Origin of the sequence: Luteococcus sanguinis (assembly GCF_039527675.1) — a bacterium.
GTDB classification, from domain to species: Bacteria; Actinomycetota; Actinomycetes; order Propionibacteriales; family Propionibacteriaceae; genus Luteococcus; species Luteococcus sanguinis.
On record NZ_BAAAKI010000024.1, the window covers coordinates 93,988 to 119,978 of the forward strand.

The 25,991-nt window shown below is 67.0% G+C and carries 24 protein-coding genes and 1 pseudogene; 13 read left to right on the plus strand and 12 right to left on the minus strand.

The window, feature by feature from the left end; all coding sequences use genetic code 11:
- Nucleotides 1–31: 31 nt before the first annotated feature.
- From ABD089_RS12815 to ABD089_RS12840, 6 genes are all read right to left on the minus strand, one after another.
- Nucleotides 32–2,662: a DEAD/DEAH box helicase gene (locus tag ABD089_RS12815; protein ID WP_343886834.1), complete on the minus strand. Its 2,631-nt coding sequence runs from the start codon at nucleotides 2,660–2,662 to the stop codon at nucleotides 32–34.
- A 9-nt stretch (nucleotides 2,663–2,671) separates the two neighbouring features.
- A complete protein-coding gene (locus tag ABD089_RS12820; RefSeq protein WP_343886835.1) occupies nucleotides 2,672–4,813 on the minus strand; it encodes a site-specific DNA-methyltransferase in 2,142 nt (713 codons plus the stop codon).
- Between the two features lie 141 nt (nucleotides 4,814–4,954).
- Nucleotides 4,955–5,962, minus strand: a complete 1,008-nt coding sequence (locus ABD089_RS12825) for a hypothetical protein (RefSeq protein ID WP_343886836.1) — start codon at nucleotides 5,960–5,962, stop codon at nucleotides 4,955–4,957.
- A gap of 184 nt (nucleotides 5,963–6,146) precedes the next feature.
- Nucleotides 6,147–6,368 carry a hypothetical protein gene (locus ABD089_RS12830; protein ID WP_343886837.1) on the minus strand — a complete coding sequence of 74 codons (222 nt, stop codon included), beginning with the start codon at nucleotides 6,366–6,368 and terminating at the stop codon, nucleotides 6,147–6,149.
- A 419-nt stretch (nucleotides 6,369–6,787) separates the two neighbouring features.
- Complete coding sequence (locus ABD089_RS12835; RefSeq protein WP_343886838.1) at nucleotides 6,788–7,261, minus strand: hypothetical protein; 474 nt, start codon at nucleotides 7,259–7,261, stop codon at nucleotides 6,788–6,790.
- Nucleotides 7,258–7,860, minus strand: coding sequence for a hypothetical protein (locus ABD089_RS12840; RefSeq protein ID WP_343886839.1), 603 nt, complete (start codon nucleotides 7,858–7,860; stop codon nucleotides 7,258–7,260). Before ABD089_RS12840 ends, ABD089_RS12835 begins: the two co-directional genes overlap by 4 nt.
- Before the next feature lie 125 nt (nucleotides 7,861–7,985).
- Here ABD089_RS12840 and ABD089_RS12845 point away from each other — a divergent pair, with 125 nt between their 5' ends.
- Nucleotides 7,986–8,258 carry a helix-turn-helix transcriptional regulator gene (locus ABD089_RS12845; protein WP_343886840.1) on the plus strand — a complete coding sequence of 91 codons (273 nt, stop codon included), beginning with the start codon at nucleotides 7,986–7,988 and terminating at the stop codon, nucleotides 8,256–8,258.
- Nucleotides 8,259–8,345: 87 nt separating this feature from the next.
- On the opposite strand, the gene ABD089_RS12850 is transcribed toward ABD089_RS12845, so the two are convergent.
- Together ABD089_RS12850 and ABD089_RS12855 are read right to left on the minus strand one after the other, a co-directional pair.
- Nucleotides 8,346–8,612 (minus strand): hypothetical protein, encoded by a 267-nt coding sequence (locus ABD089_RS12850; protein WP_343886841.1) that lies wholly within the window; start codon nucleotides 8,610–8,612, stop codon nucleotides 8,346–8,348.
- Nucleotides 8,613–8,633: 21 nt separating this feature from the next.
- Nucleotides 8,634–8,867: a hypothetical protein gene (locus ABD089_RS12855; RefSeq protein WP_343886842.1), complete on the minus strand. Its 234-nt coding sequence runs from the start codon at nucleotides 8,865–8,867 to the stop codon at nucleotides 8,634–8,636.
- Nucleotides 8,868–9,437: 570 nt separating this feature from the next.
- Here ABD089_RS12855 and ABD089_RS12860 point away from each other — a divergent pair.
- The 9 genes and pseudogenes from ABD089_RS12860 (at nucleotide 9,438) to ABD089_RS12900 (ending at nucleotide 19,316) form a co-directional block, all read left to right on the plus strand.
- Nucleotides 9,438–10,481 (plus strand): site-specific integrase, encoded by a 1,044-nt coding sequence (locus ABD089_RS12860; RefSeq protein ID WP_343886843.1) that lies wholly within the window; start codon nucleotides 9,438–9,440, stop codon nucleotides 10,479–10,481.
- A gap of 6 nt (nucleotides 10,482–10,487) precedes the next feature.
- A complete protein-coding gene (locus ABD089_RS12865) occupies nucleotides 10,488–12,542 on the plus strand; it encodes a hypothetical protein (protein ID WP_343886844.1) in 2,055 nt (684 codons plus the stop codon).
- 265 nt (nucleotides 12,543–12,807) lie between these two features.
- Nucleotides 12,808–13,665 (plus strand): annotated as a pseudogene (locus ABD089_RS12870) (ATPase, T2SS/T4P/T4SS family); the annotation flags it as partial.
- Nucleotides 13,662–14,582, plus strand: coding sequence for a type II secretion system F family protein (locus ABD089_RS12875; protein ID WP_343886845.1), 921 nt, complete (start codon nucleotides 13,662–13,664; stop codon nucleotides 14,580–14,582). The pseudogene ABD089_RS12870 and the gene ABD089_RS12875, both read left to right, overlap by 4 nt.
- The gene (locus tag ABD089_RS12880) at nucleotides 14,575–15,477 is read left to right on the plus strand and encodes a type II secretion system F family protein (RefSeq protein ID WP_343886846.1); all 903 of its coding nucleotides are present in this window, start codon (nucleotides 14,575–14,577) and stop codon (nucleotides 15,475–15,477) included. The genes ABD089_RS12875 and ABD089_RS12880 overlap by 8 nt, the downstream gene beginning before the upstream one ends.
- Before the next feature lie 59 nt (nucleotides 15,478–15,536).
- Nucleotides 15,537–15,740: a hypothetical protein gene (locus ABD089_RS12885; RefSeq protein ID WP_343886861.1), complete on the plus strand. Its 204-nt coding sequence runs from the start codon at nucleotides 15,537–15,539 to the stop codon at nucleotides 15,738–15,740.
- 26 nt (nucleotides 15,741–15,766) lie between these two features.
- Complete coding sequence (locus ABD089_RS12890; protein WP_343886847.1) at nucleotides 15,767–16,102, plus strand: TadE/TadG family type IV pilus assembly protein; 336 nt, start codon at nucleotides 15,767–15,769, stop codon at nucleotides 16,100–16,102.
- A complete protein-coding gene (locus ABD089_RS12895) occupies nucleotides 16,102–16,539 on the plus strand; it encodes a TadE/TadG family type IV pilus assembly protein (protein WP_343886848.1) in 438 nt (145 codons plus the stop codon). The genes ABD089_RS12890 and ABD089_RS12895 overlap by 1 nt, the downstream gene beginning before the upstream one ends.
- Nucleotides 16,536–19,316 carry a LysM peptidoglycan-binding domain-containing protein gene (locus ABD089_RS12900; protein ID WP_343886849.1) on the plus strand — a complete coding sequence of 927 codons (2,781 nt, stop codon included), beginning with the start codon at nucleotides 16,536–16,538 and terminating at the stop codon, nucleotides 19,314–19,316. Before ABD089_RS12895 ends, ABD089_RS12900 begins: the two co-directional genes overlap by 4 nt.
- A gap of 18 nt (nucleotides 19,317–19,334) precedes the next feature.
- On the opposite strand, the gene denD is transcribed toward ABD089_RS12900, so the two are convergent.
- Nucleotides 19,335–20,306 carry a D-erythronate dehydrogenase gene (gene denD / locus ABD089_RS12905; RefSeq protein WP_343886850.1) on the minus strand — a complete coding sequence of 324 codons (972 nt, stop codon included), beginning with the start codon at nucleotides 20,304–20,306 and terminating at the stop codon, nucleotides 19,335–19,337.
- A gap of 58 nt (nucleotides 20,307–20,364) precedes the next feature.
- On the minus strand, nucleotides 20,365–21,063 hold the full coding sequence (locus ABD089_RS12910) for a FadR/GntR family transcriptional regulator (protein WP_343886851.1): 699 nt from the start codon (nucleotides 21,061–21,063) through the stop codon (nucleotides 20,365–20,367).
- Nucleotides 21,064–21,174: 111 nt separating this feature from the next.
- Between ABD089_RS12910 and ABD089_RS12915 the strand changes: the two genes are divergently transcribed.
- Genes ABD089_RS12915 through ABD089_RS12925 form a run of 3 tightly spaced genes read left to right on the plus strand, consistent with a single transcriptional unit; the run spans nucleotide 21,175 to nucleotide 24,833 of the window.
- Nucleotides 21,175–22,554 carry a GntT/GntP/DsdX family permease gene (locus ABD089_RS12915; protein ID WP_343886852.1) on the plus strand — a complete coding sequence of 460 codons (1,380 nt, stop codon included), beginning with the start codon at nucleotides 21,175–21,177 and terminating at the stop codon, nucleotides 22,552–22,554.
- 21 nt (nucleotides 22,555–22,575) lie between these two features.
- Nucleotides 22,576–23,964, plus strand: coding sequence for a four-carbon acid sugar kinase family protein (locus ABD089_RS12920; protein ID WP_343886853.1), 1,389 nt, complete (start codon nucleotides 22,576–22,578; stop codon nucleotides 23,962–23,964).
- Nucleotides 23,961–24,833 (plus strand): NAD(P)-dependent oxidoreductase, encoded by an 873-nt coding sequence (locus tag ABD089_RS12925; RefSeq protein WP_343886854.1) that lies wholly within the window; start codon nucleotides 23,961–23,963, stop codon nucleotides 24,831–24,833. Before ABD089_RS12920 ends, ABD089_RS12925 begins: the two co-directional genes overlap by 4 nt.
- Before the next feature lie 107 nt (nucleotides 24,834–24,940).
- Here the strand turns inward: ABD089_RS12925 and ABD089_RS12930 are convergent, their stop codons facing one another.
- Together ABD089_RS12930 and ABD089_RS12935 are read right to left on the minus strand one after the other, a co-directional pair.
- Nucleotides 24,941–25,720, minus strand: a complete 780-nt coding sequence (locus tag ABD089_RS12930; RefSeq protein ID WP_343886855.1) for an SGNH/GDSL hydrolase family protein — start codon at nucleotides 25,718–25,720, stop codon at nucleotides 24,941–24,943.
- Between the two features lie 75 nt (nucleotides 25,721–25,795).
- The gene (locus tag ABD089_RS12935; protein ID WP_343886856.1) at nucleotides 25,796–25,918 is read right to left on the minus strand and encodes a hypothetical protein; all 123 of its coding nucleotides are present in this window, start codon (nucleotides 25,916–25,918) and stop codon (nucleotides 25,796–25,798) included.
- Nucleotides 25,919–25,991: the final 73 nt, after the last annotated feature.

Sequence of the window (25,991 nt, forward strand, 5' to 3'; positions counted from 1 at the left end):
GGGGGTCTGACAGTTTTGGACACCCCCACTGTCAGTAGTCATTGCCGTGGACCCCCTCGTAGAGGCTCTTGGCATCGGTGGCGTTGAGGACCGCTTCGCGCGTGGTCCGCTCCGTCATGTCGAGCACGCGGAAGGTGTCCCGGATCTTCGTGATGGCGTCGATGCGAGCAAAGTGCTGGCCATGCTTCTCCGCGTAGGTGGCCAAGCCCTTCAACTTGGGCAGCGCATCGCTCAGGTGATGTCCGTGAGGGTCCACGATGCTTGCCGTGATCTCACCGCTCGGCGTCCGGGAAAAAACGAGGAAATCGGGCCGCAGGGCCTTCCAGGACTGGCCATCCTCGTAGGAGATCGCGAGGGAGCCGGTGGCTGAACGCGCTGGGTTGCGGTACCAGGCGACGAAGCCTGTCTGCTGCGTCTCCCGGTCCAGGACTGCGACCTCCCAGTCGTTGAGGTTGGCGGGGAAGTTACCCGACTCGTCAGCCATGAGGTGGTCGCGCCTCAGTGGGAGGGGATGCTCCTGGCCGTTCGCCTCGCGAACCTTGGTGGGCTCCGTGCGCTTCTCGGGCTTTTCAAGGTCCTCCGGCTGCGGCTCGCGCGACATCTGGCGAATCCTGTGGTACTCCGCCTTCCGTTCATGGGAAAGGTTCTTGATCGCGGCCCGGTACGTGGTGAACCATGCGGAGGTCAGCCGTTCAGCCTCGGACTCCAGATAGGTCTTGATCTCAGGGACGAGCCCCATAGCCGCGATGGTCTCGTGGGCTTCCAGAAGGGCGTCTTCACGGCTCACGCTGACGTTCTGCGTCGCCAGATGCTCCGCGTAGGTGCGCGCGAGATCGGGACTGAAGACGCGCCCTGCGGCGCGATAGGCCGCTTCGATGGCCACGATGTCAGCCTCTTCCACGTACTGAGAGAAGGACTTGGCCTTGCCACGCATGTCCGCCACGAGGGTGGCGCCCTCCATCGTGGCGACGTCATCCGCAGCGACCGCGAGTTCGGCAGAGAAGCGCTCGCGGGCCGCGTTGAGCACCTTGTGGAGTTCAGCGTGGGCGACCTTGCCCGCATCGGGGAGAAGGTCGTCAGTGGCCAGTTCGTGGGCCAGCAGCGTCAGCCGCTTGACTGGCTTGGCCCCCTTGGGCGGGATGGACTGGGCAGGAAGTTGCACGAACTTATCCCAGACAGCCTGCGCGGTCGGGGACTCGCCCTTGCCGGGGTGGTCAGCGTCCCAGCCGAGGGCGAGGTTCGGCACGTAGTCCTTGGCGTCAAAGAGAACGCGCCGCCCGGGAACGGTCTCTTCGTCGCTCGCACCGCCGCCGTGCATCATCTTCTCTGCGATGGCCGTCACGGCCTTCGCGTCGAAGTGGGGCAGGATGCACTCGACCGCGTTCAGCCGGTCGTTCCCAGGGATGCGGCGAGCAAGTGGGGTGCGGACCATGCGCCCGAGCAACTGGGTGATCATCGTCGGGTCCTTGGCCGTGCGGAAGGAAACCATCACCTCGGCGCGCGGACAGTCCCATCCGGTCGAGATGGCGTCCTTCGCGACCAGCACGCGCACCGATGACGACTCCTGGACGCGCTCGGGCTTGATGTAGGGGACCTCCCATTGACCGAAGGTTTTGGTGCGGTGTTCTCCGAAGACGTTGGCAATCGCTGCGGGAGTGATCTCCGGCCAGCGGTCGAAGATGACGTCGAGTGCCTCACCGATCTCCGCGTGGTTTGGGTTGTTCTCTACCTGGAGGATCAGCAGTGGGTACACGATCTTTGAGTCCGGCTGGCTGTCGGCGTACTCAGCCCACTCGCGGGTCATCGCTCGCACCTTGTCAGCGGCACGGCGGACGAGCGTCGTGCGGTACGGCCCCGACTCAGCGGGGATGTCGAGAACGATGGTGTCCTTCAGGAGCCCTGACTCCTGCACTCGCGCTGCATCAACGTGAAGTTTGGCCAAGATCGTGCGGTTCTGAGCGCGCTCCATGGCCTTGTCAAAGCGGTCCACGGTGGCCGAGATACCCCAGACCACTGGGACCGCAGGGATGCCAGCGTGGCCGTTGATGAGTCGGGAAACGATGGTGGCCTTCTCCTCCTCGTCTGCCTTCGTCTCCTTCATCCCCCGGTGCGCCTCATCCAAGACGAGGTACAGCGTGAGGTTGGGGTCCTCGATGGTGTTCTGGATGGTCTGCCAGATCGTCCAGGTGCGCCCGTCCGGGGGCAAGAGCGCCTCGCCGTAGCGCTCTCGATCACGCTCAGGGTCGTGCCCCTGAACCAACTTCGCCCCGTCTCGCATCTTCTGGGTGTTGAGGAAGTACACCTTGTGTGCCTTGAACTTCTCTTGGTTGAAGGTGTTCGGCACGACGATCAGATCGGTGAAGTTGATGCGGTCATCACTAGCCTCAAGGATGCGCGAGCGGGTCTGCTCGTTGAGGCTTGGATCGTCGGAGAACCACAGGATTACAGCGCTCGGGTCGGCCTCGAAGTCGAAGGTGTCGTCTCCTCGGAACAGAGCCTCGATCACGGCAGTAGCCATGACGGTCTTACCAGCACCCGTAGTGGCTGAGAGCGAGACGGCAGACCTGCGGCCCCTACGGTGCCAGAAGTCCCGGGCGTCGCTCAGGTTGGTCAGCACGTCCGCGACGGCATCGACCTGGTAGTCGTTCAGCGTGAACTCCATCTTGGCTCCTCACTCACCCAAGTCGACGGAGAAGTTGGTCAGATACGACTCGTAGAGACGCACCGCTTCGACCCCCTCTGGGAGCCGTTGCGCGACGCGCTGGAAGCGCCCGTCGTCGTTGGTCACGATGTAGGCCACCCGGATTCCTGGGTTCTCCGCCACCGCGTGCGTGAACGCGGCGGCGTGGTCCAGGTCAGTGAGGAGTCCATAGGTGTCGGCCAACTCCCAGCCGCTTTCTGGCTCCACAGTGATCTGCCTGCCTGCCGCGCCTGCCTTCAACCACAGAAGCGGAGCGATGCGTTCGAAGGCCAAGCCGTGAGTGACAGCCAGGGGTGATTCGTACGTCAGCGTGAAGAACCGCGCGTTCGCCTCAAACCCATCGGCCATGGGGAACATGTCGGTGAACTTGTAGTCACCCTTGACCGGCTGGCCCTCAGGCGTCTTGCCTGTGATGGCGGCTGTGACACGCGGCTTCGTGATGTAGTCACAGATGCCCCACCGCTCCCAGTCGGCGTCACCAGGCCGGAGACCGTCCTTGCGCAGGACCTTCTGCTCGTCTGCCCCCACCTCGTTGTTGGTCACCGAGAGGCACTGGCGTCGTCCATCGTCCTGCTTGTTCAGGCGCATGACGGCGTGGGCGGTGGTGCCGGAGCCGGAAAAGAAGTCGAGAATGGTGGCATCCGGCTTGTCCTTCACGAAGAAACGCAGGGCGTCCTCGACCGCATAGAGGGACTTGGGAAAGGGGAACTTTCGCTCCGGCAGGAATCGTGTCAGCAGTGCTGTTCCGTGAGCGCTCGCATCGTGGGACGGCATGACCCACATGGACTTAGCTTTGCGGGTGGCAAGCGCAGCAGGCAAAACATTGATCTTTCCTTCTGCATCTCGCCCATCAACCGCGAACGCGCCAGAGCGAACGGCGGTGAGGTCCCCGCCCTTCAAGTAGACAACCGTCGCAGAGCCGGTTCTTTGGTCGCCTCTCCGCAGCGCCGCAGTACCTTCGGCAAGTTGTTCCCTCAGTCGTTCGGGAGATACCTGCCATCTTCCCTCGGCCCCCTTGGGGTCCAGTGGCCAGGCGGCCCAAGTTCCGGCGGGTGGAACGACGGAGCGGCGATCCTGCGCCAGTGGGATGGGTTCACCCACCGATTGAACTGAGCCATCCGTGCAGGAGATGAATAGTGGATAGAACCCGTTGGGTCGATGCGACCGCTTCCAGTCGGTGCTGCCCCGTCGACGTAACCCTTGCCAAGTCACCGAAGACGCTGTAAGTCCTTTTTCCGTGTCGCGCAGCATGTCGGTGGTGCTTGTGCGCGGGTGAGCGTCTCCAAGCATCGCGAAAAATATGAACTCTTCCACACGAGAGAACTCGTTGCCTCGTTGCGAGCCAGAGGGTTTGATGGATGAGGTGACCATCTGGATGTTGGCTTCGGGGAAGGTCTGCTCCAAGAGCAGGCCAAGCCGCAAGTACTCCTTCTCGTCAATCGTGACGATCAGAACGGAGTCGTCCGGGTTCAGAAGTTCGCGGGCGATCTCCAGGCGGCGCTCCATGAAGGCCAGCCACTTGCTGTGCCTGTATTGGTCGTCGGACGCCACGTAGTCGTTGTTGTACTTCCAGTCTCGGGCCCCGGTGTTGTAGGGCGGGTCGATGTAGATGGCGTCGACCTTGCCCCGGTGGGTGTAAGTCAGCGCTTTGAGAACATGGAAGTTCTCGCCGTTGATGACGGTGTGCGCCGGAGTTGTTTCCGCTGCGCGGTCCACACGTCCCGTCTCCGCGAGCCCTGGGAAGATGCGGTCCCTGAACCGGGCAACGACAACGAGCTTCTCGCAGTCCACAGCGCATCGCTGGGGTTCTTCGGAGGTGGGATCGTCCTCCTCCAGATGGGCTACCGCACGGCCATCCTCGTTGCTGACTCTCTTCACGACCCAGAGGGTCTGGGCACCCCTCTCCAACACGCCGCGCGGCGGGAGGACGCGCACACGGTCTCCACGCGTGATCACTTTGCCCGGCAACTCGACTGCCTCGGGACGGTGGCGCTCGAAGTTCAGCCCGAAGGCGCGGCGGCTAGTGAGGTGGCGGTACTCCTCTTCGAGGGCTGCTCCGAACGCGGGGTCCTTGGCCTTCGCTTCCGCAAGCAGGTCAGTCAGACGTGACACGGGCAATGAGTCCTTTCGGGGGAGTCGCGAGCAGCTCTGACCCGCGTGACAATCGTAGGTCTGTCGCCTACTGGCGAGGTGCTTTGTGGGCGGGTCGGAGTGGCGGTATCGCGTGGGGAGCCCCACGCCGAGCTTCATGGGTCACGCCCAAGGGTTCTGCCCCTTGGGCTTGCGCTGCCAGCGCTCGGCGGCAAGCTGCGTTCTGGCTTCGCGCACATCCGCAGCGGAGGGTCCCATGTTCCGTCGTGCCCTGGTGACAGCGAAGCGCTGCTGCCCCTCGCGCAGGAGATCGTCAACGCCTGTAGATAGCGGGGGACCGCCTGCCAGTACTGCCATCTGACAACGCTCACCTATCTGGCTTGGATACATCTCACCCTCAGCGATCCAGAAGCCGAGCCCCATCATGACGGCGCGCGGCGCGTACCCGGCGTTGCCCGCTTGGCGGATGCCCTGGAGAACCTTGCCAGTGTTGACAACTGGCGCGCCTGCACTCTTCATGGCATCGAAGAAGGAGGAGGCGACACCCTCCGCTGAAGCATTGGGATCGAGCGACAGGGCGTGGGCGTCCGGGACCGCTCGCAGCGCAGCCACAGCCGCACGCGGACCCTCCCCGTCTGCACTCCTCGTCACCTTCTCCTCGTATTCCCTCCCCGTTCTAGTCGCGACTCCCGCTACCGCAGAGGTCGCATCACTCACGACGGTAGAGGTAGCAGAAGTCGCGACGTCGGGGGTAGCGGAAGTCGCGACGTTAGAGGTAGTGACTTCCGCGACCTCAGAGGTAGTGGAACTCGCGACGGTAGGGGTGGTGGCTTGTGTGCGGGGCCCGGGGTCCCTCCCCGAGTCCTGCTCATGCCGTTCCCAGTCCTCGGGGACGACGAGAGTCACCACCGTGAGCCGCCGCCCTACCCCGGGGGAGTGGTTGACGAAGCCCGACATCTCCAGCACATCGAGGCACGCGGCCAAGTTGTTGCCGTGGACGTCGGCCAGCAATGCCATGCGTGACCGCGAGATGGGCACCGAGAGCCGTTGGTAGCGCACTGTCTGGTTCAGGACGGCGTGCAATACGCGCATCTGAACAGCCGATAGGCGTGCGCGGTTTGCCTGGAACTCAACCGCGCTCCATACAGACAGAGCGTCGAACGCGGACATCACCCGCCCGTCCCGTGCATCGGCGGGAACGCGCGGCGGAGATGTCGACGGTTGGACGACTCGCGCATCCCTCGGACCTGTCTTGTCATGGCTCTTACTTGCTACACTCATCTCGTCCTCCTATCGGACTCCTGCGAAGCGCCCCGCATCCGCCAAAGATCACGGGGCGCTTCGCTGCTTCTAACTACTGGGCGTTCGCCTTCCCTCGGGCACTCTGGTCTCGGCGGTCGAGGCTCTCCTCGATAAAGCATTCGATCTGAGCGCTGATGGACCGACGTTCCTGCTCGGCCACGGCGAGGAGGCGAGCGTAGACAGTGGGATTCATCGCGACGGTGCGCTTTTCCTTGTCTACGAACCGGATGCGTTCGGGACGCTGGGCGAGCGTGGCGCGTGAAGTCCTGGGCATGAGTGCTCCTCTCGACTATGAGCACAACAATAGGGCCCCACTGCGGGGGCATTTGCCCTAGTGAAGCACCCTTTGCGAGAGCAACGCAACGTGCTACACACTCTCTGACAAGCCACAAAGGGCGCATTTCCAAGTGAGGAAATGCGCCCAAGGTTTTTGCTTGGTAGGTGTGTCGCAGTGCTATGCCAGCCCGGTGTGTGTAGCACCGCTCTCCGCCCATCCCGGGAAGGTCCGGATAACCTCTCGCGGTGGCTCAGGCAGGCCCGCCCTGATGCGTCGGAACTCGCGGCGGCTGTCGGTCTCATCCTCGCTGGCGATCTGCCGATCCAGAGCGGCCAGCCGAGCCCTCTCCTCGGGCGTGATGCGTGCCCGCAGGAGTGCACGCGCCTTCAGGGCTCTGTTCTTGGTGGGCGGGGTGCTCACGCGCACGATCCCTTCTGGATGTAGAGCCGCCACTCCTTGCCATCGACGGTCTCGTTGCGCCCGAACAGACTTTGCAGCACGCCGTTGTTCCAGGTGGGGCCCGACTTCCCATCCGCGACGAACGTGTACGACTTGCCATCTGGGTCAAACACCATCACGTCCGCAGGCCCGAAGCCTTCCTCGACGGAGGAGACCTCTGCCACCCAGCCTTCCGTGGTCCTCAGGATGGCGCTAGGCGCAGCGCTCGTTCCACTGCACGTCATCTGGACCTCTTGGGCATAGAACGTGTCGAGCCCGATCTTCATGCTGTCCGCCCCGCTGATGATCCCTGCCCAAGTCGCCTGCTCGGCAGGGGCGGTGCCCCCGTCTGTGCTGGCCGAGGTCGGGCCCTGGCTGGAGCACGAGGCCACGGAACATCCGACCACTGCGAGAGCGATCAGGCGCTGGATACTCTGCGAACGCGTTGTCATGCTGTGGCTCCTTCGAACAGGCTGGCGTCGTCGTAGGTGGCGATCTCAAACGAGTCCAGGAAGCGCCTCACCGCGTCGGGGTCTGCCCCGTGCGCGAGGTCGACGCGCGCCTGCTCCCGGGCCGCCCAGTAGCGGCGGTACTGCTGGAGCACCACGTTGGTGGAGCGGCGCGCGTTTTCCCGGCTGCCGAAGACGAACCACAGCAGCAAGCCGGGGAACCATCCAGCGAAGATGGCGAAGCCGACACCCATACCGATGGAACCGACCAGAGCACCAGCGGGGGTCGTGCTCTTGTCGAGGTGCGTGACGGAGACCAGGAAGAACAGCGCCGCCACGAGCACCAGCGTGAGCGCCGCGCCCCCGGCCCAGCACGTCAGCAGAATCTTCGGCTTGCTCGCGACCATCCCGCCGTGGAGCGGGAGCACGGGGGCGACCTCTGGCAAGCGCCCCGTGGCTCCGATGGCGTCGTAGTCGAGCGCGATCTGGGCATTCATGATCTCGGCTGCCCGGAGGAAAGCCCGTCCCTCGACGGCCTGGTTGGCTGCCCAGGCCACCCCACCGACTCCGGCCCACGCAGCGCTCGTGGCAACTCTCCCCATGGCTTCCCCTCGCGTGAAGTTGACGGTCCCTATTGGTGACCGACTCCATCTACCGAAGCATCTTCCAAGTTATAGTACAAGGACTTGGGCTGTGTACCCTAGGCCGAAACCCTTTGGCTTGGAGGGTGAGTGAGCCACGCGAGCCCGACATGACGCGAGTACGCGATGTGTTCGTGGCAGCGAAGGCCGAGTCCGGCATGTCCTACGACGCTCTGGCAGCCAGCACGGGCCTAGCGCGCCAGACGCTGGTGAACATTGCCGCTGGACGCTACCGGGGTGACCTGCGGACGTGGCTGGTGCTGTCCAAGGTCTTCGGGTCCACACTCGATGACCTCATGGCCCCTGTCTGGGTCCACGACCCAGCCTTGCCGAGCCGAGACGGCGGGGGCGAATTGTAAGGCGGTCGGCGGGACGGCAGCGGGCAACCAACAGCCCCCGCCTCCGTAATGATGGCAGGGGCTGTCGTGGCGCTTCAAGGCGCGTTGCTAGGGGCGGGGGAAGATGGCCTCGATCCTGGGGCCTTGGTCCGTGTCACGCCAGAAGACCTTCAAGGGGTGCTGCCGAGGAACGGCGATCACCAAGAGGGTGTACCCCTCCTCAGTTCTTATGCCCTGGGAGCGGAGCCGGGCCAGCGACGGGTTGGCGAAGATGTCCTCGATCACGTCCAGGACAGCGTTGTAGCGATCAACGTCCGGACTCTCTTCCAGGGCATCCAGTTGCTGGTCTGCTACTGCGGAGTACGCGCCGTCCACAGAGGTCGCCTCACTGCCCGGCTAGTGCCTGCGCTGCCGCGACCGATGGACGGTCTCGGAAGCCGTGGCATCGCGGAGCAGGGTGCGCAGCTCTGCGTCGGCGTTGTACTCCGCCTGGGCCTTGGACATGACGACGGCTGGCTGGAGGATCAGCACGCCGTCCTCCAACTCTTCGAGGAGGTAGGGGGTGTCGGGCCGCCCAGGGAGGACGACCCGGGATCGCGAGTCGGTCTTGACGAGTGTGGGTGAAGTCATGGTGGGCATCCCTTCCCAGGTGTCGTGCACCTTAGAGTAGCACCCACTGGGGGAAGGTGGGCACGTGGGCAAATGGGCGACGCTTTGAGACGTTGCCGAGCGGGAACGGGATGCACCAGCAGATTGTTGCCCCCGGGAACGCACCCAACTCGTACCCTGATTCAACGTTCCCACTAGTGATTTCGCTTTAGGGCTGGACAATCACCGGCGGCTTCCGGTAAAGTCAAATAACCAGTCGCGCACTGGATAGGCCGCACCTGAGGGTCCGACGGCCTCAGCTCTATGGATACTCAGTTGCGCGCGCTCATGCGACGAAGCCATGAGCCTCATCCCATTGTCGGGTCCGGCCACGAGCCGGTCATTGCGAGCGCCCCGGTTGCCCCGGTGGTGCCCCTGCGGCGACGCCCCCGGACCTCACCCAACCTTTCCTCCCCTTCCCGCGCTGCGTCGCGCCGACCTGTGGTTGACAAGCGGGAGCAGGTGCAGGCCGCTCCTCTGACCCCCGGCTACCTGCTCGGTAGGCCACCGACGCCGTGGCCCGTCAACCACAACGCTTGGTTCTCTGCTGGCATGAACCAGGACAAGACCATCCCCGACGCGGGACTTGAGGACGTCACGCACGTCGTCATGAACTACGTGCCGCGCTACGTGGACCTGCACGACTGGCTGGTGGTGCGCGAGTTCGTCCAGCGGGCCGTGCTGGACTCCCAGCCCATCTCCGGCGACGAGGCCCGTCGCCGCATCACCATCGTCGGGATGATGGTGGCCTGGGCCCATCGCCTCGCGGGCTACGACCTCGACCGGACGGCCATCTTCACCCTCGACGTGATCGGGGAGTGGATCGACCAGGAGTGCGGCCACTACAGCCTGAAGGTGCGCAAGATGTACCGCGCCCGGCTGAAGTCGATCAGCAAGACGATCAACCCCGAGTTCCCTGACGTTCCCAACGAGACGGCCTACCAGAGCGCCTGGAACCCCGACCCCTACTCGGCAGAGGAACTGGCCGAGGTGGTCGGCTGGGCCAACGGGCAGTCGACGGCGATGCGTCGCCACAAGGCCCTGGTGCTCCTGGCCCTGACGGTCGGTGCTGGGCTCTACACCCAGGAGGTCGCCGCCCTCAAGGTCAGCGACATCGAGGTGGACGACGACGGCGTGCTGCTCCACGTCCGGGGCGAGCACCCGCGCGAGGTTCCGGTGCTGGCCGAGTGGGAAGGCGTGCTGCGGGAACTGGTCGCCAACGTGCGCCCGGTGGACCCGGAAGCCTTCGCGTTCGCCTCGGGCCGGACCAACAAGAAGCCCAACGTCGTGACCCGCTTCGTCCAGAGCAGCAACAAGGGCGGCAAGGTCGAGCCGATGACGCGGCGGATGCGCGCCACCTGGGTGGTGGAGCACATCAAGGCGGGTGTCCCGCCCCAGGTGATTGCCGAGGCGGCAGGCATGGTCACGCTGCGCAGTTTCGACAAGTGGCTCTACCACTACCGCGAGTTCGAGACCGAGGAGTACCGCTGCCTGCTGCGTGACGAGATGCGCGAGCAGAAGCGTCTCTCGGTGGCGAACAAGCGGGCCCGCAAGGCACAGCGCGAGTCCCTGCGCGTCGTGGACGAGGAGCGCTGAGGCTCCATGACCACCACGGGCGCGTCGATGGGCGGGGAGGGCAACCTCTCCCGCCTGTTCGACGTGCCCGGAGTGCACTCGGGCGACCGGCGCTTCGTGCCCGTGCACGCCCCGCAGGTGGAGAGGGCCGCCCTGTGGGTGCGCGCGAGTGGCGTGCTGGAGAAGTTGGCCCAGTGGCGCACCGAGGATGGCTACGACCCCACCAAGGGCGGGCGGCCCTCGCAGTTCACCGACGAGCACGCCCTGGTGTTGTTGGCCGTGCTGGCGCTGGAGGGACAGGAACTCACCGCCGTGCGCGCCCGGGACCTGGTGCTGACCCGCTTGACCGATGCGGGCCTCGAAGCGCTGAACGTCAACTTGAACGACCACAGGTGGGTGAAGGGCGAGCGCGGCGTCTACCTGCGCCTGTGGAGGACCGTGCGCCGAGTGCTGGACGTCATTGACCCCCACCCGGACGAGCAGCACCACTCGCGCTACACCTACCGCGAGTACGCCACCCTGCTGTCGAAGCGGGACACCGACCTGGAGGAGCGCCGCCGCCAGCGCCTCGCGGAGTTCACCAACGCCCTCATCTGGACCACGGTCGAGGCCCTGCCCGAGCGCCTGTTGAAGAACTGGGACGGCACGATTGCCGTGGACGGCACCCACGTGCCCCTAGTGAAGAAGGGCATCACGGGTTTCGGGCCCGACAACCGCCAGGCGACGATTGAGGCCGCCCGTGTCGAGCACGCCCGCAAGAACCGCAAGAAGGTGCCGACCGGCAGTGACTGGAAGCCCTTGGCCGAGCGCTGGCAGGAAGGACCCAGGAGCGAGCGCAAGGTGTCCTCGGAGCCCTACGGCGGCTGGTACACGCGCACCCACGAGGAGATCGACAAGCCGGACGGCCACCGCGACACGAAGTGGGCACTCGACGCCCAACTGGCGTTCATGGCGCACCCGGGACCGGACCCGCAGTTCCCCCACCTCGTGCTGGGCATGGGCCTCGACAAGCCCGCTCGCCAGCCTCGCCAGAGCGCCATGACGGCCCTGGCCAACGTCATGAGCCACGACCTGCCTCGCGGCTACGTCGTCGGCGACCGTGACTACTATCCGCACGCCCAGGCCGAGGACTGGGCCATCCCGCTGCGCTCGGCGGGCTACAAGATCGTCGGCGACCTGCGCCGCGACACCCACGGCGTGATGGGCCACTTCGCTGGTGCCGAGCTGGTGGACGGCAACTGGTACTGCCCGGCCATGCCGATCCTTCACAAGAACGCCACGGTGGACTACCACGCCGCCCAGGGCAAGGTCGCCAAGGCGATCACCAACCGGCAGCGGCTGACCCGGGCCATCAAGGACCTCCAGCCCGCCTCCGGCGCGAGCGAGGAGAAGCAGGCCGCCTATCGTGGGGCCCAGGTCAACCTGAGGCGTGCCGAGCGCGAGGAGGCCAAGGCCAAGGAGGAGTTCGCCCGCGTCGAGGCCCGGTGGAAGGAGCTGCTGGAGTACCGGCAGCGCTTCCTTCTGCGTCCCCGGGAGGCTCCGCGTGAGAACGGTTCGCAGGCGTTCAAGTGCCCGGCCTCCGGGTCAGGTGCGACCGTCTCGTGCCCCCTGAAGAAGGAACCTCCCCGCACGTCCAAGGGGACCCGCACCCCGATCCAGAAGGGCAACCTGCCCAAGCATCCCGGCAAGGTCTGCACAAACTCGTCCGGCATCACCATCCCGGTCGAGGAGAGCGCCAAGTACGCGCAGGCCCTGGTGTGGCAGTCCGACGAGTGGAAGCGCGCCTACGCCTACCCCCGCTCGATGAACGAGGCCCGCAACGGCTGGCTGAAGAACGTGCAGGGCGGCTCCATTGCCGACCATGCCCGCCGTCCCATGCGCGGGCTCGCCGCCCAGTCACTGCTGCTGGCCCTCATGCTCGGTGCGGAGAACATCCGGGCCATCGAGGTCTACCTCCGCGACGAGGACAAGCCCAAGAAGCCCCGACCTCCCAAGGTGGTGACTCCTGTGGCCACGTGGGACTCGGAAGAGGACGACTACGACTGGGCCGACGCGCCCAACGCCCCACCGGTCGCCGCGTAGTCGGCTGACCCAGGACGGCGAGCACTTCCCGTCCCAGCTCCACGGCAATTCCACACTCACGACCAGGCTGTCCCTGACAAGGGCGGCCTGGTCGTCGTGCTTCCGGGCAGGTGGCGGGAGCGTTGGGGTGGGCCGGAAGGCCGTTGCGAGCCTCCGACAGCCCGGCTACTGGAGCTGCGAGCACCCTCCGGGGGGCCCGAAATCGGGCTGTGAGACGGCCCGGAGGAGTTTCGAGAATCGCGGAGAGAGGTTTTGCGAATCCCCCACGCTGGCGATCGGTGACCGCTTCCGCCTGCACGCCATCGGCTTCGGTCTGAGCTACCGCCCGTCCGTGGTGATCCGGCAGCACATCCTCACCGACGTCACCCTGCGCCAGCTCGCCGACGGCGGGATGATGCCGCTCGAGATCGCCCGCATTCTCCACGACAGCGTGCTCGCGCGTCGGTCCATGGTGATCTCGGGTGACCAGGGCGCTGGGAAGACCACACTGTTGCGCGCCCTGATCGACGCGATCCCTGCCACTGAACGGTTCGGCACCATCGAGACCGACTACGAGCTGCTCACGCACCTGCGTCAGGGCAGGCGGAACATGGTCGCCCTGCAGGCGCGTGTTGGTCTGGGTGAGGTGGGCGCGGATGGTCGTCCGATGGGTCAGTACACGGTGGCCGACCTGATCCCCGAGGCCCTCCGGCAGAACCTCTCCCGCGTGGTCGTGGGTGAGGTGCGCGGCAATGAGGCGGGGGCCATGTTCGAGGCGATGCAGTCCGGCGCGGGCAGCCTCAGCACGACGCACTCGCATTCCGCGTCGTCGACGATCGACCGCTTGGCATCGCGGGTCGCGCAGGGCGGCGTTCTCAGCGTCGACGAGGCCTACCGCCAGATCGCGCACAACATCCACCTGCTGGTGCACGTGAAGCTGATCGACGAGACCTGGCGCGGCGGCACTCGTCGGCGCCTGGTCTCCGAGGTGCGGACGCTCACGGGCGCAATCGAGGGCGGACGTCCGGTGACCCACCTGGTCTTTCGCGCTCCCGAAGGCAATGACCCCGGCGTCTACCATCCCGATCCGCGGCTGGCTGCGGAGCTGGAACCCTTCGCCGGCGTGTGGGAGGGCAGGCCATGACCGAACTCGTGGCTGGGGCCAGCGCAGCGCTGCTCGTGGCCGGCCTGCTCCTGCTGTTGGCCGGCGCGGTCAAGGTCGAACGCCGCGACGACCTGGCCGGACCATCCAGCCTGGACAGGTCGCGCCGCTGGTGGTCGAGACTGTCACCTCGCACCCGCTTGCACTGGGCACTCTCGCTCGTCGCTGGCCTTGTCGTGTGGGTGCTGACGGGCTGGGTCGTCGCACTCGCCGTGGCGCCGGTCCTGTTGCTGGGCCTGCCCGCCCTGCTCAGTGAACCTCCCAACCGTGACCTGGAACTGCTGGAATCACTCGACCGATGGGTTCGTGGCCTGTCCGGATCACTGCCCACCGGAAAGTCGATCCCGGACGCCATCCGCGCCACCGCCTCGTCCGCTCCGGCGCCCATTGCCCAGGATGTCCAGCTGCTCGTCGCCCGGATGGACGACCGATGGACCACAGATGGCGCCCTGCGAGCCTTCGCCGATCGTCTGGACAGCCCCGAGGTGGACGCGATCGTCGGGGCCCTGATCCTGTGCACCCGCCGCGGCGGGACGGGGGCCGCGGCCACCCTGCACGAGCTGGCTGCGAGCATGCACGACCGGCTCCGTGCGCTGCGGGAGATCCAGGCCGAACGTGCCAAGCCACGCGTCGTCGTGCGTCAGGTCACGGTTATCAGCGTGCTCATGCTCACCGGCGCGATGGTGCTCAGCCCCAACTACTTCGCCCCCTTCGCGACGCCCCTGGGGCAGGTGCTGTTCGGCTGCCTGCTCGCGATGTTCGTGCTGCCGATGGTCGCTTTGCGCCGCATGACCCTGCCGAGGCGCAGGGAGCGCATCCTGCGGCGCTTCGAGAACGCCGAGCAGCCCGAGACGGACTCTGTTCGAGCCGTCCCGGTCAGCGAGGTGGCCCATGCGTGATCCCATCTTCGGGCTGGTCGTGCTGTCCGGCATGGCCTGTGCGCTGGGTCTGTTCGTGATCGGGCTGTCGTTCACCCGACGCCCACCGCGTCTGGCCGATGCCCTCGCGGCCCTGGACGACTCACGTCCGACACGGACGGTGGTCGAGGTGGCCACCGGCGACCAGGACTGGGCGACACGCTTCGGTTCGGCCTTGGAGCGGCGCCTGCGGGTGCCGGTGTCGGACCGGGTGCGGTCATCCTTGGCGCTGCAGGGACGCACGGTGGGGGACTGGCTGACGCAGAAGGCCATCCTTGGCCTGCTGGGGTTGGCGGCGCCACCGCTGGCGGTGGCACTCATGGTCGGCGCGGGCGGGCTTGCCCAGCCGGTCCCCCTGGTCGTCTCACTGGCGCTGGGAGCCGTCGGCTGGTTCTACCCCGACCTTGCCATTCGGGGTGCTCGTCGTGCGACCCATGCCGATGCCGCGGAGTCGCTGCACACCCTGTTCGACCTGGTGACCTTGGAGCGGCTGGCGAACCAGTCGTCCACCCAGGCCCTCGCCTCGGCGGCCGCCATGTCCGATGCGCCGATCTTCCAGCGGATCCGAACCTGCATCGAGCGGGCGCGACTGGAGCAGCGTCCCCCGTGGACGCACCTCAAGGCACTCGCCGACGAACTGGAGCTCCCCGAGATCGCGGACATGGCCGACGTGATGCGCCTTGATGACCAAGGGGCGCCGCTGGCCGACGTGATGCGGGCCCGGGTGCGCGAACTCCGCGACGCGCACCTGACCCGGGAGAAGCAGGCGGCCCACGAGGTTTCAGAACGCATGACGGTGTGGATGGTGATCCCCTCGCTCGTCTTCGGCCTCCTCTTCCTCACCCCACCCCTGCTCCGGCTCTCCGGGCTGGGCTGACCACCACGTCACTCCCCAACTCCAACCCACTCGAATCACATCAACGAAAGGTCCTGATCATGTCGAACACGCCAACCACCCAGCTGTTCCACCAGTTCGTCGGCACCATGCTGACGGTGCTCAACCCGGCACCCGTCCGTCGCGATGAGCGCGGACTGTCCCAATCCACGGAGAACGCGGTGCTGCTCGCTGGCGCGGTCACCATCGCCCTCATCGTGGTTGCGGCAATCACCACCTACGTCAAGAACCACCTGCCCAAGTGATCCATCGCCCCGTCGACGAGCGGGGCATGTCCGAATCCCTCCAGTGGTCGGTCCTGCTGCCCCTCGTCATGCTGATGATCCTCGGTCTCATCCAGGCCGGGGTGGTGCTGCACGGGCGCAATGTGGTGGCCTCGGCCGCCCTGGCGGCCGCCGAGGCCCAGGCGGTGGCCGGGGACGGGGAGCAGGCGGCGCTCAGGGTGGCGCACGCGATGGTCGACCCGGATGGCGTGACACTCGAACGGGTCGAGGTGGGCGGGGACGCGGACACGGTCAACGTCCGTGTCGTCGCCAGGATCCCGGTCTGGTTTGACCTGGGCCTGTCGAGGGTCGAGTCCACTGCGAGCCAGCCGAGGGAACGATGATGCGACGGCGGCCACACGCGGACGACCGAGGTGCGGCCTCGGTCGAGGTGGTGCTGCTCGTGCCGATGATCTTGCTGGTCATCGGGCTGATGGTCGCGGGCTGGCGACTATGGGCTGCACGCAGCGCGACCCAACAGGCAGCGCAGGCGGCCGCTCGTGCCGCATCCATCGCGCGGTCGGGAGCCGACGCCAGCGGACGGGCAGACCAGGTGGCCCGCTCCAATCTCGCCGCCTTGGGGGCGCCGTGCGATACCTCGTCCGTCGCGACCGACGTCAGCGCCTTCTCGCTCGCGCCGGGCGTGGAGGGATGGATCAACGTCAGCGTCACCTGCCAGCTCGGCTTCGCCGACCTGGTGCTTCCCGGGATGCCGGGGCACCTGCAAGTCACCGGGGAGGCGGCGGAACGACTCGACACCTTCAGGGAGAGACGACCATGAAACGTGCAATCCGCGCGATCGCGGCGTGGGTGATGATCGCGACGATGGTGATCGGGGCGCCCGTGGCGCTGCTGGTTCTGGGACGTCTCTCGGGGCTGGCGGAGGTGGACTGGGCTCACCTGCTCACCACCCAGGACACCGGCGCCCTGCTGCTCGGCGTGCTCACGCTCGCTGGCTGGGTGGCGTGGGCGCTGTTCACGCTCACGGTGGTCGCCGAGCTTGCGGCACAGCTCAGCCGCGGTCGCATCCGATTGCGCATCCCACTCAGCGGATGGGCTCGGCCCATCGCCGGCGCCCTGGTCGTCGCCGCTCTGGGCGTCGCCGCACCGGTGGCCGGGCACGCGCATGCGCCGGTCGCGGTGGCCGCCCCTGCCGTTTCCTCCTCGACGTCTGCGCCCAGCTCGTCCGCCAGCAACCCGGAAGTGCACTCCACAGCCGAGACGACTGCTCCCGCGAGTTCCGCGGAGCCATCAGCGGCCAAGCTCGCGACCCACATGGTCGTTGCGGGGGATGACCTGTGGTCGATCGCCGAGCACTACTACGGTGACGGAACCAGGTGGCGTGACCTGTCCCGGGAGAACCGGCTGGACCCGATGGCCGTCCTTCCGGTGGGAGCGGTTCTGCAGCTTCCTGGCCTCACAGCCGAGACCTTGGCGGAGACGGTCGAGGGATCAAGCGTCACGGTGACCCCGGGCGACACACTGTCTGGCATCGCGGACGAGGAACTCGGCGACGCGGACCGTTGGCCGGAGATCTTCGACAAGAACAGCGACGTGATCAGCGACCCGGACGTGATCGAGCCCGGCTGGGTGCTGGACCTGCCCGATGACTCGTCGACGCCCACGACGGCCGAGGAACAGACCGGACCTGGACCGGTGGTGGCGCCGACGGTATCTGCGCCTGCCACCGCGCCCACGGCATCTGCGCCTGCCACTGCGCCCACGGCATCTGCGCAGGCCTCCACCCCCGCGCCCCCTGTCTCGCCGGCCCAGCCGCCCGCGGAAGTCGCGGAGGCTGTGCCGTCCCCAGCAGCGGCCCAAGCACCCGAACCGGTGGAACCGGAGGTCTTGGCGGCGTCCGACGTGGCTCCCGATGGGGACCAGGTGGCGGAGGTCGCCGGGATCACCGGGGTATTGGCGCTCTCCCTGCTTGCCGCCGTCGCGCTCCGACGCCGCGCGCAACTGTTCCACCGTCCGCTCGGGCAGCGGATCCCTCATGCCGGAGAGGACGCCCAGCGACTGGAGGCAGCGCTGGCACGACGCGCGACGCTGGTCACCGCTGAACCAGAGACCTGGCCTCCCGCCGCAGTCGTCGTCGGGGTCGCGGACGATGAACCGGTCGTCCATGACCTGGAAGAGGCGCGGACCACCGTCATCACCGGCCCTGACGCGAACGAGGTGCGGGGTGCTCTGGCCGCAGCCCTCACCGGACTGGTGAGCGCGAGCTGGTCGGCCGAGACCTCTGTCTTCCTGAGTGGTGAAGAGCTCGGCTGGGTCGCTGATCTTGACCAGCCATTGCTGCACGGCATCGGAAGCGTCGAAGACGGCGTTGCCGAGCTGGAACGCCAGGCCGCCGCTCGTCGGTTGGCTCTGGGACGAGCCAACGGCACGACCTTGGCCGAGCTGCGCGCCGACGCCGAGACAGCGGAGGCCTGGCAGCCGCAGGTGCACCTGTTCACCGAGACACCGTCCCCTGAGCAGTGGCGGCGCATCCGGGTCGCGCTGCGCAGCGATTCGCTGGCGCCCGAGGGGGTGGGGGCTTGCTTGCTCACCGTCGCAGAACTGGCTCGGCTGCCCGAGTGTGGTGAGGCGCTGCTGCTGGACGGCGACACGGCGCGCCTGACGGGCCGGGGCGTCACCTTCGTCCCGCAGGTGATCCGCGAACCTGCCCGCCACGCCTTGATGGACCTGTTCCACACCACGGCCAAGAGCTCGACCGTCCCTGCCCCTTGGTGGTCGTCCTCGGACGAGTTGCCAGCCAACCTTCGACTGCTCGAGCCCGCCACCATGCGCTGCGACGAGGAGGACCTCGTGACAGAAACCGATTACGACCAACCAACCGTGCTGGTGCTCGGCCCCATCCAGCTGGCGGCTGCGCGCGGCACCGAGCCCTCGCGGGCCCGGCAACAGTGCCTCGAGTACGCGGCATGGGTGCACCAGAACCCGGGGCGCACCGCGGCGATGATGAACCGCTCCCTGATGGTCGCCGACAGCACACGTCGCTCCAACCTGAGCCGACTGCGCACCTGGTTGGGCTCATCCGAGGATGGGGAGCCCTACCTGCCCGACGCCTACACCGGACGCATCGCGCTGCACCCGGCCGTGGGCACCGACTGGGAGCACTTGCAGTTGCTGGTCGGCCCTGGGGTCGATCGCGCGTCCACGGATGCACTGGTCGACGCGTTGCGGCTGGTTCGGGGCGCCCCCTTGGCCGACGCGGCGCCGGGGTGCTGGCACTGGGCGGAGGAATGGCGGACGGACATGATGTCGACGATCCGTGACATCGGTGTCGTGCTGACCCAGCGCGCGCTTGCCTCGGGCAACATCGACGTGGCCCGGTGGGCTGCTGCGCGGGCGTTGAAAGCCGCGCCGGAGGACGAGCTGCTCATGGTCGAGCGGGTCCGCACCGAGCACGCGGCAGGCAACCACCGCGAGGTGGAGCGCCTGGTGTTGCACCTCAACCGCGTCGCGCGGATCCTCGACGTCGACCTGTCCGAGCAGACCGTCGCCGCGCTGCAGGAAGTGATGGAGGGACGCACCCGCGCGCGGTTCGCCTGAACCAGGCTGTCGGCTTCCTCAGGTGAGGTGGTCGTCCACGTACTGACGCACGACGTCGTCGAAGGTGGAGTCCCGGGTGAATCCCAGTGACTCGAGTCGCTGCACGTCGAAGTCGCCGGGCCAGGAACAAACGATCGCCATCACCGACCCGTCCAGCTCGTCGCGCACCAGCGCCCGGGCGTCGGCACCTTCCACACGCTCCAGTGCGTCGAGCATCTCGCCGACAGTGACACTGATCCCCGGAATGTTCATGGCCCGCCAGCGTCCGAGTCGCTCGGCGTCGAGCTCCATCGCCCGCACCAGGTTCGCTACGGCCTGACGCGGGGATGACAGCCACATCCGGGTCTCGTGCGGCACCGGGCAGACGGACTCCACGCCGTTCAATGGCTCGCGGATGATGCCGCTCGCAAACGAACTCGCTGCCGAGTTGGGCGCGCCCGGGCGAACCGAGATCGTGGGGAGGCGGCAGATACGAGAGTCCACGAATCCCTTGCGGCCGTATTCGTTGACCAGCAGCTCGGCCATCGCCTTCGTGGCGCCATAGGTGGAGTCAGGCTGCTCGGCCCAGGTCTCGGGGACGACATCGGGCACCTGGCCGCCGAAGACGGCCAGCGAACTCGTGAAGACGAATCGGGCGGCAGCCTCGCGCCCGTACGAGACCGCCCGGACGCGCTCCAGCAGGGCGCGGGTGCCGTCGACGTTGACGCGGACGGCCAGGTCGAAGTCCGCCTCCGAACCGCCCGACAGGATCGATGCCAAGTGGTAGACGCCAGCCGTATCACCAGTGATCGCTTCCGCGAGCCGCCCGGGGTCGGTGAGGTCACCGACGAACGAGCTCACCCGCGCGTCGTCGACGGGGGATGGGACCAGGTCGACCGAGATGATGCGATCGGCCCCCAGCACCGGGGTACCCGCATCCATCCGCTCCAGTAGTTGCCTGGTGAGCATCGAGCCCAGGAAGCCAGCCCCACCCGTGATCACGAGATCCATCAGTACGTCCCCTTCCAGCGGCCGCAGCCGCGCCAGTCATCGATGTGGAATCCTCGGCTCACACCAGACTGATCGTCCGGGTCGCCTCTGAGGTCTGCGCCATGTGCCCAGTCATCGCCGCGCCGGCCGCGTCCTCGTCATGTGCCTGCAGCGCAGCCAGGATCTTCTCGTGCCAAGCCACCGCGTCCGCGCGCACGGAGCGGGTCGACGAGGTCTCCAGTCTCACCCTGAGCAACATCTGGCTCAGGGGCGCGAAGGCGCCAGCCAGATAGGCATTGCGGGCGGCCTCCTGGATGACCTCGTGGAATCGGATGTCCGCTGACGCGGAGCGCTCAACCATGGAATCGTCCTCGATGCACGCGCGCATGAGTTCCACCTGCTCGGCCAGTGCCGTCAGCTGTTCGTCGTCCACGCGTCGGGCGGCCAGCCGGGCGATGCCGACCTCCAGCACGCGGCGTGCCTCCATCAACTCCGCCACCAACTCTGCGGTGCTGCCCTGCAGTCGGGCGCGGGTCTCGACGATCGCAGGGTCCAGAACGCTCCACCGCGCCATGTCGGCGATACGGTTGCGGCGCCCCTGCTGCACCTCCAGCACGCCGGCCGAGGCAAGCACCCCAGTGGCCTCCCGGATGGTCAGACGTGACACGGAGTAGCGCTCCGCCAGCGCCGACTCGGCAGGCAACTCCTCGCCGATGGGGAACTCGCCGGACGCGATCGCCTCGAGGATCGCCGCGACGACCCGCTCCGATGCCTTCATCGTCCGCTCCGTTCCTATGGGTCTTGACGTGGTTGCCAGGGCCAGCATAACTTGTCAGTTATCTGACAAGTTGCTCACCAGCTATTCATCCCTCAATGACGAAGGAAATACATGTCGTCCACCATGCTCCTGCTGCTCGGCCTCGCTGCCGTGCTGGCCATCCTGGCCCTGATCATGAAGGCCAAGGCCCACCCCTTCATCGCGATGATCGTCGTGTCCATCGCCCTCGCGCTGGTCGCCGGCATGCCGATGGCCGAGGTCATCCCCACGCTCCAGGCCGGCATGGGCAAGACCCTCGGGTCGGTGGCCCTGATCGTCACCCTGGGCGCGATGCTCGGACGCATCGTCGAGGTGTCCGGGGGTGCGGAGGTACTGGCCGCCGCGCTGTTGCGCAAGTTCGGCGAGAAGCGCGCTGCCTGGGCGCTGGGTGCAGCGTCCTTCATCTTCGGCATCCCCGTCTTCGTCGACGTCGCCACGATCGTGCTCGTCCCCATCGTGATGGCCGTCGCCCGTCGCATGCCGGGACGGGTGAACATGCTCACCTACGCCCTGCCCACCGTCATCGCCCTGCTGACCGTCCACGTCGTCCTGCCCCCTCACCCCGGCATCGTGGGTGGTTCGGAGCTGATGGGCGCCGATGTCGGCATGGTGCTGCTGCTCGGGTTCATCCCCGCCATCGTGATGTGGATCTTCGGCCAGGCGCTCAGCGGCGTGATCACCAAGCGCGTGTTCTCGGCCGTACCGGAGATCGGCAGCACGGCGGCCGGTGTGCACGAGGAAGCCGGCACTGACCGCAGCGGCGAACAGCTGCCCAGTGTTGGCCTGGTGCTTGCCATGATCGTCGTGCCGCTGGCGCTGATCATGTCCCAGACGGTCAGCGCCCTGACGTTGCCCAAGGGAAATTCGATCCGTTCCTTCCTGTCGCTCGTCGGTGCCTCCCCGGCTGCCCTGCTGATCGGCGTGCTGCTGGCAATCTTCTTCCTCGGCATCCGTCGCGGCTGGAATGCTGGCCGGATCGAGGACGTGGTGAGTTCCGCGCTCCCGGCCACTGCCGCCGTGATCCTGATCACGGGCGCCGGCGGAACCTTCGGCTACGTCCTCACCCAGACCGGAGTCGCGAAGGCCGTGGCCGATGCGCTGGCCGGATCGGGTCTGCCGATCCTGCTGCTCGCCTACCTGATGTCGGCCCTGATCCGCGCCGCCCAGGGCTCGGCGACGGTGGCCACGATCACCACTGCTCCCCTGCTCGCTCCGCTGGCCGCCTCGACGGACCTCTCGGTGATGCAGCTGGCGCTGGTCACGCTGGCGATCGGCGCCGGTTCCATGGCCCTCTCCCACGTCAACGACTCGCTGTTCTGGGTGTGGAGCCGCTACTACCGCGTCAGCACTACGGACGCGCTGAAGTCGTACACGGTGTGCTCCACCGCTACCTCGATCGTCGGCTTCCTCGTCATCTGTCTCCTGTGGCCCGTCGTCGGCCTGGTCTCGTAGTTCCGGAGGAGAAGAGTTCCCGTGAACGAGTTCACCAACCAGCGTCGCGTCCTCGTACTGGACGACGACCCAACTGGCTCCCAGTGCGTCGCCGACGTGGACATCGCCTTTGTTGAGGACCCAGCCATTGCGGCCCGCGCCCTCGCCGAGCCGGGCAGCGCCTGCTTCGTCCTCCAGAACACCAGGGCCTTGCCCGAGGACGAGGCCGTTGCCAAGAACCGCCGCATCCTCGAGGGCTTCCTCGCCACCGGTGTTGAGACCGCAGGTCTTCACGTCGTGTCGCGATCTGACTCCACGCTTCGCGGGCACGTGATCGCAGAGCCCAATGCCCTGGCGGACGTGCTGGAAGAACACGGCATCGCCGTTGATGGCTTCCTGTTCTGCCCCGCGATGATCGAGGCCGGACGCTTCACCACCGGCGACACGCACTTCGCGATGGTGAACGGCGTCGCCAAGCACGCCGCCGACACCGACTTCGCCCAGGACGCGACCTTCGGCTACCAGAACTCGGACCTGAAGGCCTTCCTTGAGGAGCGCTCGGGTGGTTCCGTGACGGCGGCCGATGTCGCCAGCCTGTCCTTGGACGACATCCGTGAGGGCGGCGTCGATCGGGTCGAAGAGATCCTCGCCGGGGTGACCGCGCGCCAGTGGGTGGTGGTCAACGCCACGGAGTACTCCGACATGGAGGTGGTGGCCGAGGCCTTGGGTCGCCGTGAGGCGCAGGGGCGCTGCTTCATCTCCCGATGCGGCCCCAGCTTCGTCCGGCCGTTGGCCGGGCAGCGCGATGCACGGGTGCTCGGCGACGACGAACTCGCCACCGATCCCTCCCGGCTGTCCCACGGCCTCGTCGTGGTGGGTTCACACGTCGGCCTGACCACCGCCCAGCTGCGCGCCGTCCAGGCTCGCGGAACCCTGACGGAGTTCGAGCTGCACGTGCCCACCCTGCTGGATCCGGGCACGCGTGAGCAGCACGTGCACGAGGTCGCCGAGGCGATCCGTGCGGCATTGCCCACGCAGGACTGCGTCATCTTCACCAGCCGAGAACTCGTTCGCACCGATGACAAGGACGGGTCGCTGGAGATCGCGCGCAGCGTCTCCGAGGCCGTGGTCCAGGTCGTCCAGCTCGTGTTGCCGGCCCGGCCCGCCTGGGTGGTCGCCAAGGGCGGCATCACCTCCCACGAGGTCGCTGCCGAAGGTCTCGGGATGACCCACGCCAAGGTCCGCGGCCAGTTCTACCCAGGGCAGATCTCGATGTTCACCGCCGTGGAGGCACCCCAGGACAGCCAGGGAATGCCCTATGTGGTCTTCCCCGGAAATGTCGGCGGCGAGCAGGCTCTCGCCGAGGTGGTCGAACGCCTGACCACCGCCACCATCGCAAGCCAGTCAACGAACGACAGGAGCCAGTCATGAGCAACATCATCAAGGTCGGTTGGATCGGGCTGGGCGCCATGGGCGGGCCCATGGCCGAGGTGCTGGCCGCGGACGGGTTCGAGGTGACGGCCTACGACGTGAGCGCCGACATCCTGCAGAAGCATGCCGAGCACCTGAAGCCCGCAGCGTCCGCTGCCGAGGCCGCCAAGGGACGCGATGTGGTCGGCTTGATGGTCGCCACCGGCGCGCAGCTGGACGACGTGCTGTTCGGCGAGCAGGGAATCGTCGGTGAGCTGGGACCCGACACGGTCGTCATGGTGATGGCGACCGTCGGCCCGGCTGCGATCGAGCAGGCGTTGGCGAAGCTCCCCTCCGGTCACCTGGTCGACGCCCCCGTCAGCGGCGGTGTGGTCCGCGCCGGTACCGGCGACCTGTTGATGATGGTCTCCGGCACCCCGCAGGACGTCGAGAGCGTCCGTCCTCTTCTGGACTCGATGGCGGGCACCGCCGCCATCGTCGGTGACAAGCCCGGCGACGGTCAGCGTTTCAAGGTGGTCAACCAGCTGCTGTGCGGCGTCCACATCGCAGTTGCGGGGGAGGCCATGGCGCTGGCCGACTCGATGGGCTTGGACATCGCGCAGATCTACGAGGTGCTCGGTGCCGGAGCAGCAGCGTCGTTCATGTTCGGCGACCGCGGCCGCCGGATGGTGGACGGTGACCACGACGAGGCCCGCTCGGCTCTCGACATCTTCGTGAAGGACATGGGTCTGGTCACCCAAGCCGCCCGTGAGGTGGCCCAGGAGGTTCCCCTGGCATCGACTGCCGAGCAGCTCTACCTGCGGGGACGACGTGAGGGTCTGGGTCGCAAGGACGACTCGATCGTCTACCGGATCCTGCTGGGCGAGTGATCGAACCTTGGGGTTGGCGAGCCGTTGGTCCACTTGGCGCGAGTCGGTTCAGTGGACCAGCGGTGGTTCCTTGAAGTCATCGGCGCTGATAGATCCCGCGCCTGTGGTCAACCGCGACCATCAGCACGAGCAATCAGTTTTTGGGCAAACGCACTCTCGCCGAGCAACTCGGCCCACGTGGTGCGTGAGGTCGCGTCGGGGGTCCAGCGGTCGTCCTCATAGCCAGTCGGGGCGGGGAGGGGGACCCCTCGACAAGCTCGGGGATCGTTGGTTTGGGCTCGGGGAACGTTGCTCTGGGCTCGGGGATCGTTCCTTTGGACTCGGGGATCGTTGGTCTGGGCCCGGGGCTCGCTGGTTTGGGCTCCGGGATTGGCTCCGCCGCAGACTTCCGCGGTGACCCGGTTGAGCGCCCGAACCCGACCGGTCAGGGACGACGAGAGGGGCCAGCCCACCAGCGGGGCAGCGCCCAGGTCAGGCACCTGTGCCACCACCACACACCCCACCCGGCGCAGGATCTGAAGCGTCGCCGCCAGCTCCGTGCGCCACTCGTCCAAACCCGTCCTGGCCAGCACGTCGTGGGCGCCCACCACCAGCACCACCGCGTCGGTGCGGGCGGGCACCCGGTTCAGCGTCCCGTAGTGCACGTCCCGGATCGTCGCCATCGATTCGGCGACCGACTGGAACACCACCCGCGCACCCCGAGCCTCTGCCAACCGCGAAGCGATCGTCTCGGCGAAACCCGCCGCGGCCGCCAACTCGTCCCCAAGTACCACCAGCGACAACTGCTCGTCACCCGCACCGACCTGGCCGAAGCTGTCGGTCACCACCGGTTCGGGCAACCGTCCGATCGTCCGCTCGCCCTGCCACCTGGCCACGGGAAACCACATGTCAGCCATTACAGCACCGGTTGAGCCCAGCCCGAGATCGGCACCGCGCGGCGACCGTCCGCGTCGAGCACCCGTTCAGGGGTTCGCCAAGGCCATCAGGTGCAGCACCGTGGACGAGGTGCGCAAGGGCAGCAGGTGATGGCAGACCGGGCGGATCGACAGCCCGGTGGGACGGCAGATCTCGCCCAGCGACAGCACGCCCAAACCTAGGTGTTGGTGGCAGGGACGTTCATGACAGTTTGCGGGTTGACGTGAAGGGAGGACCCCCGTT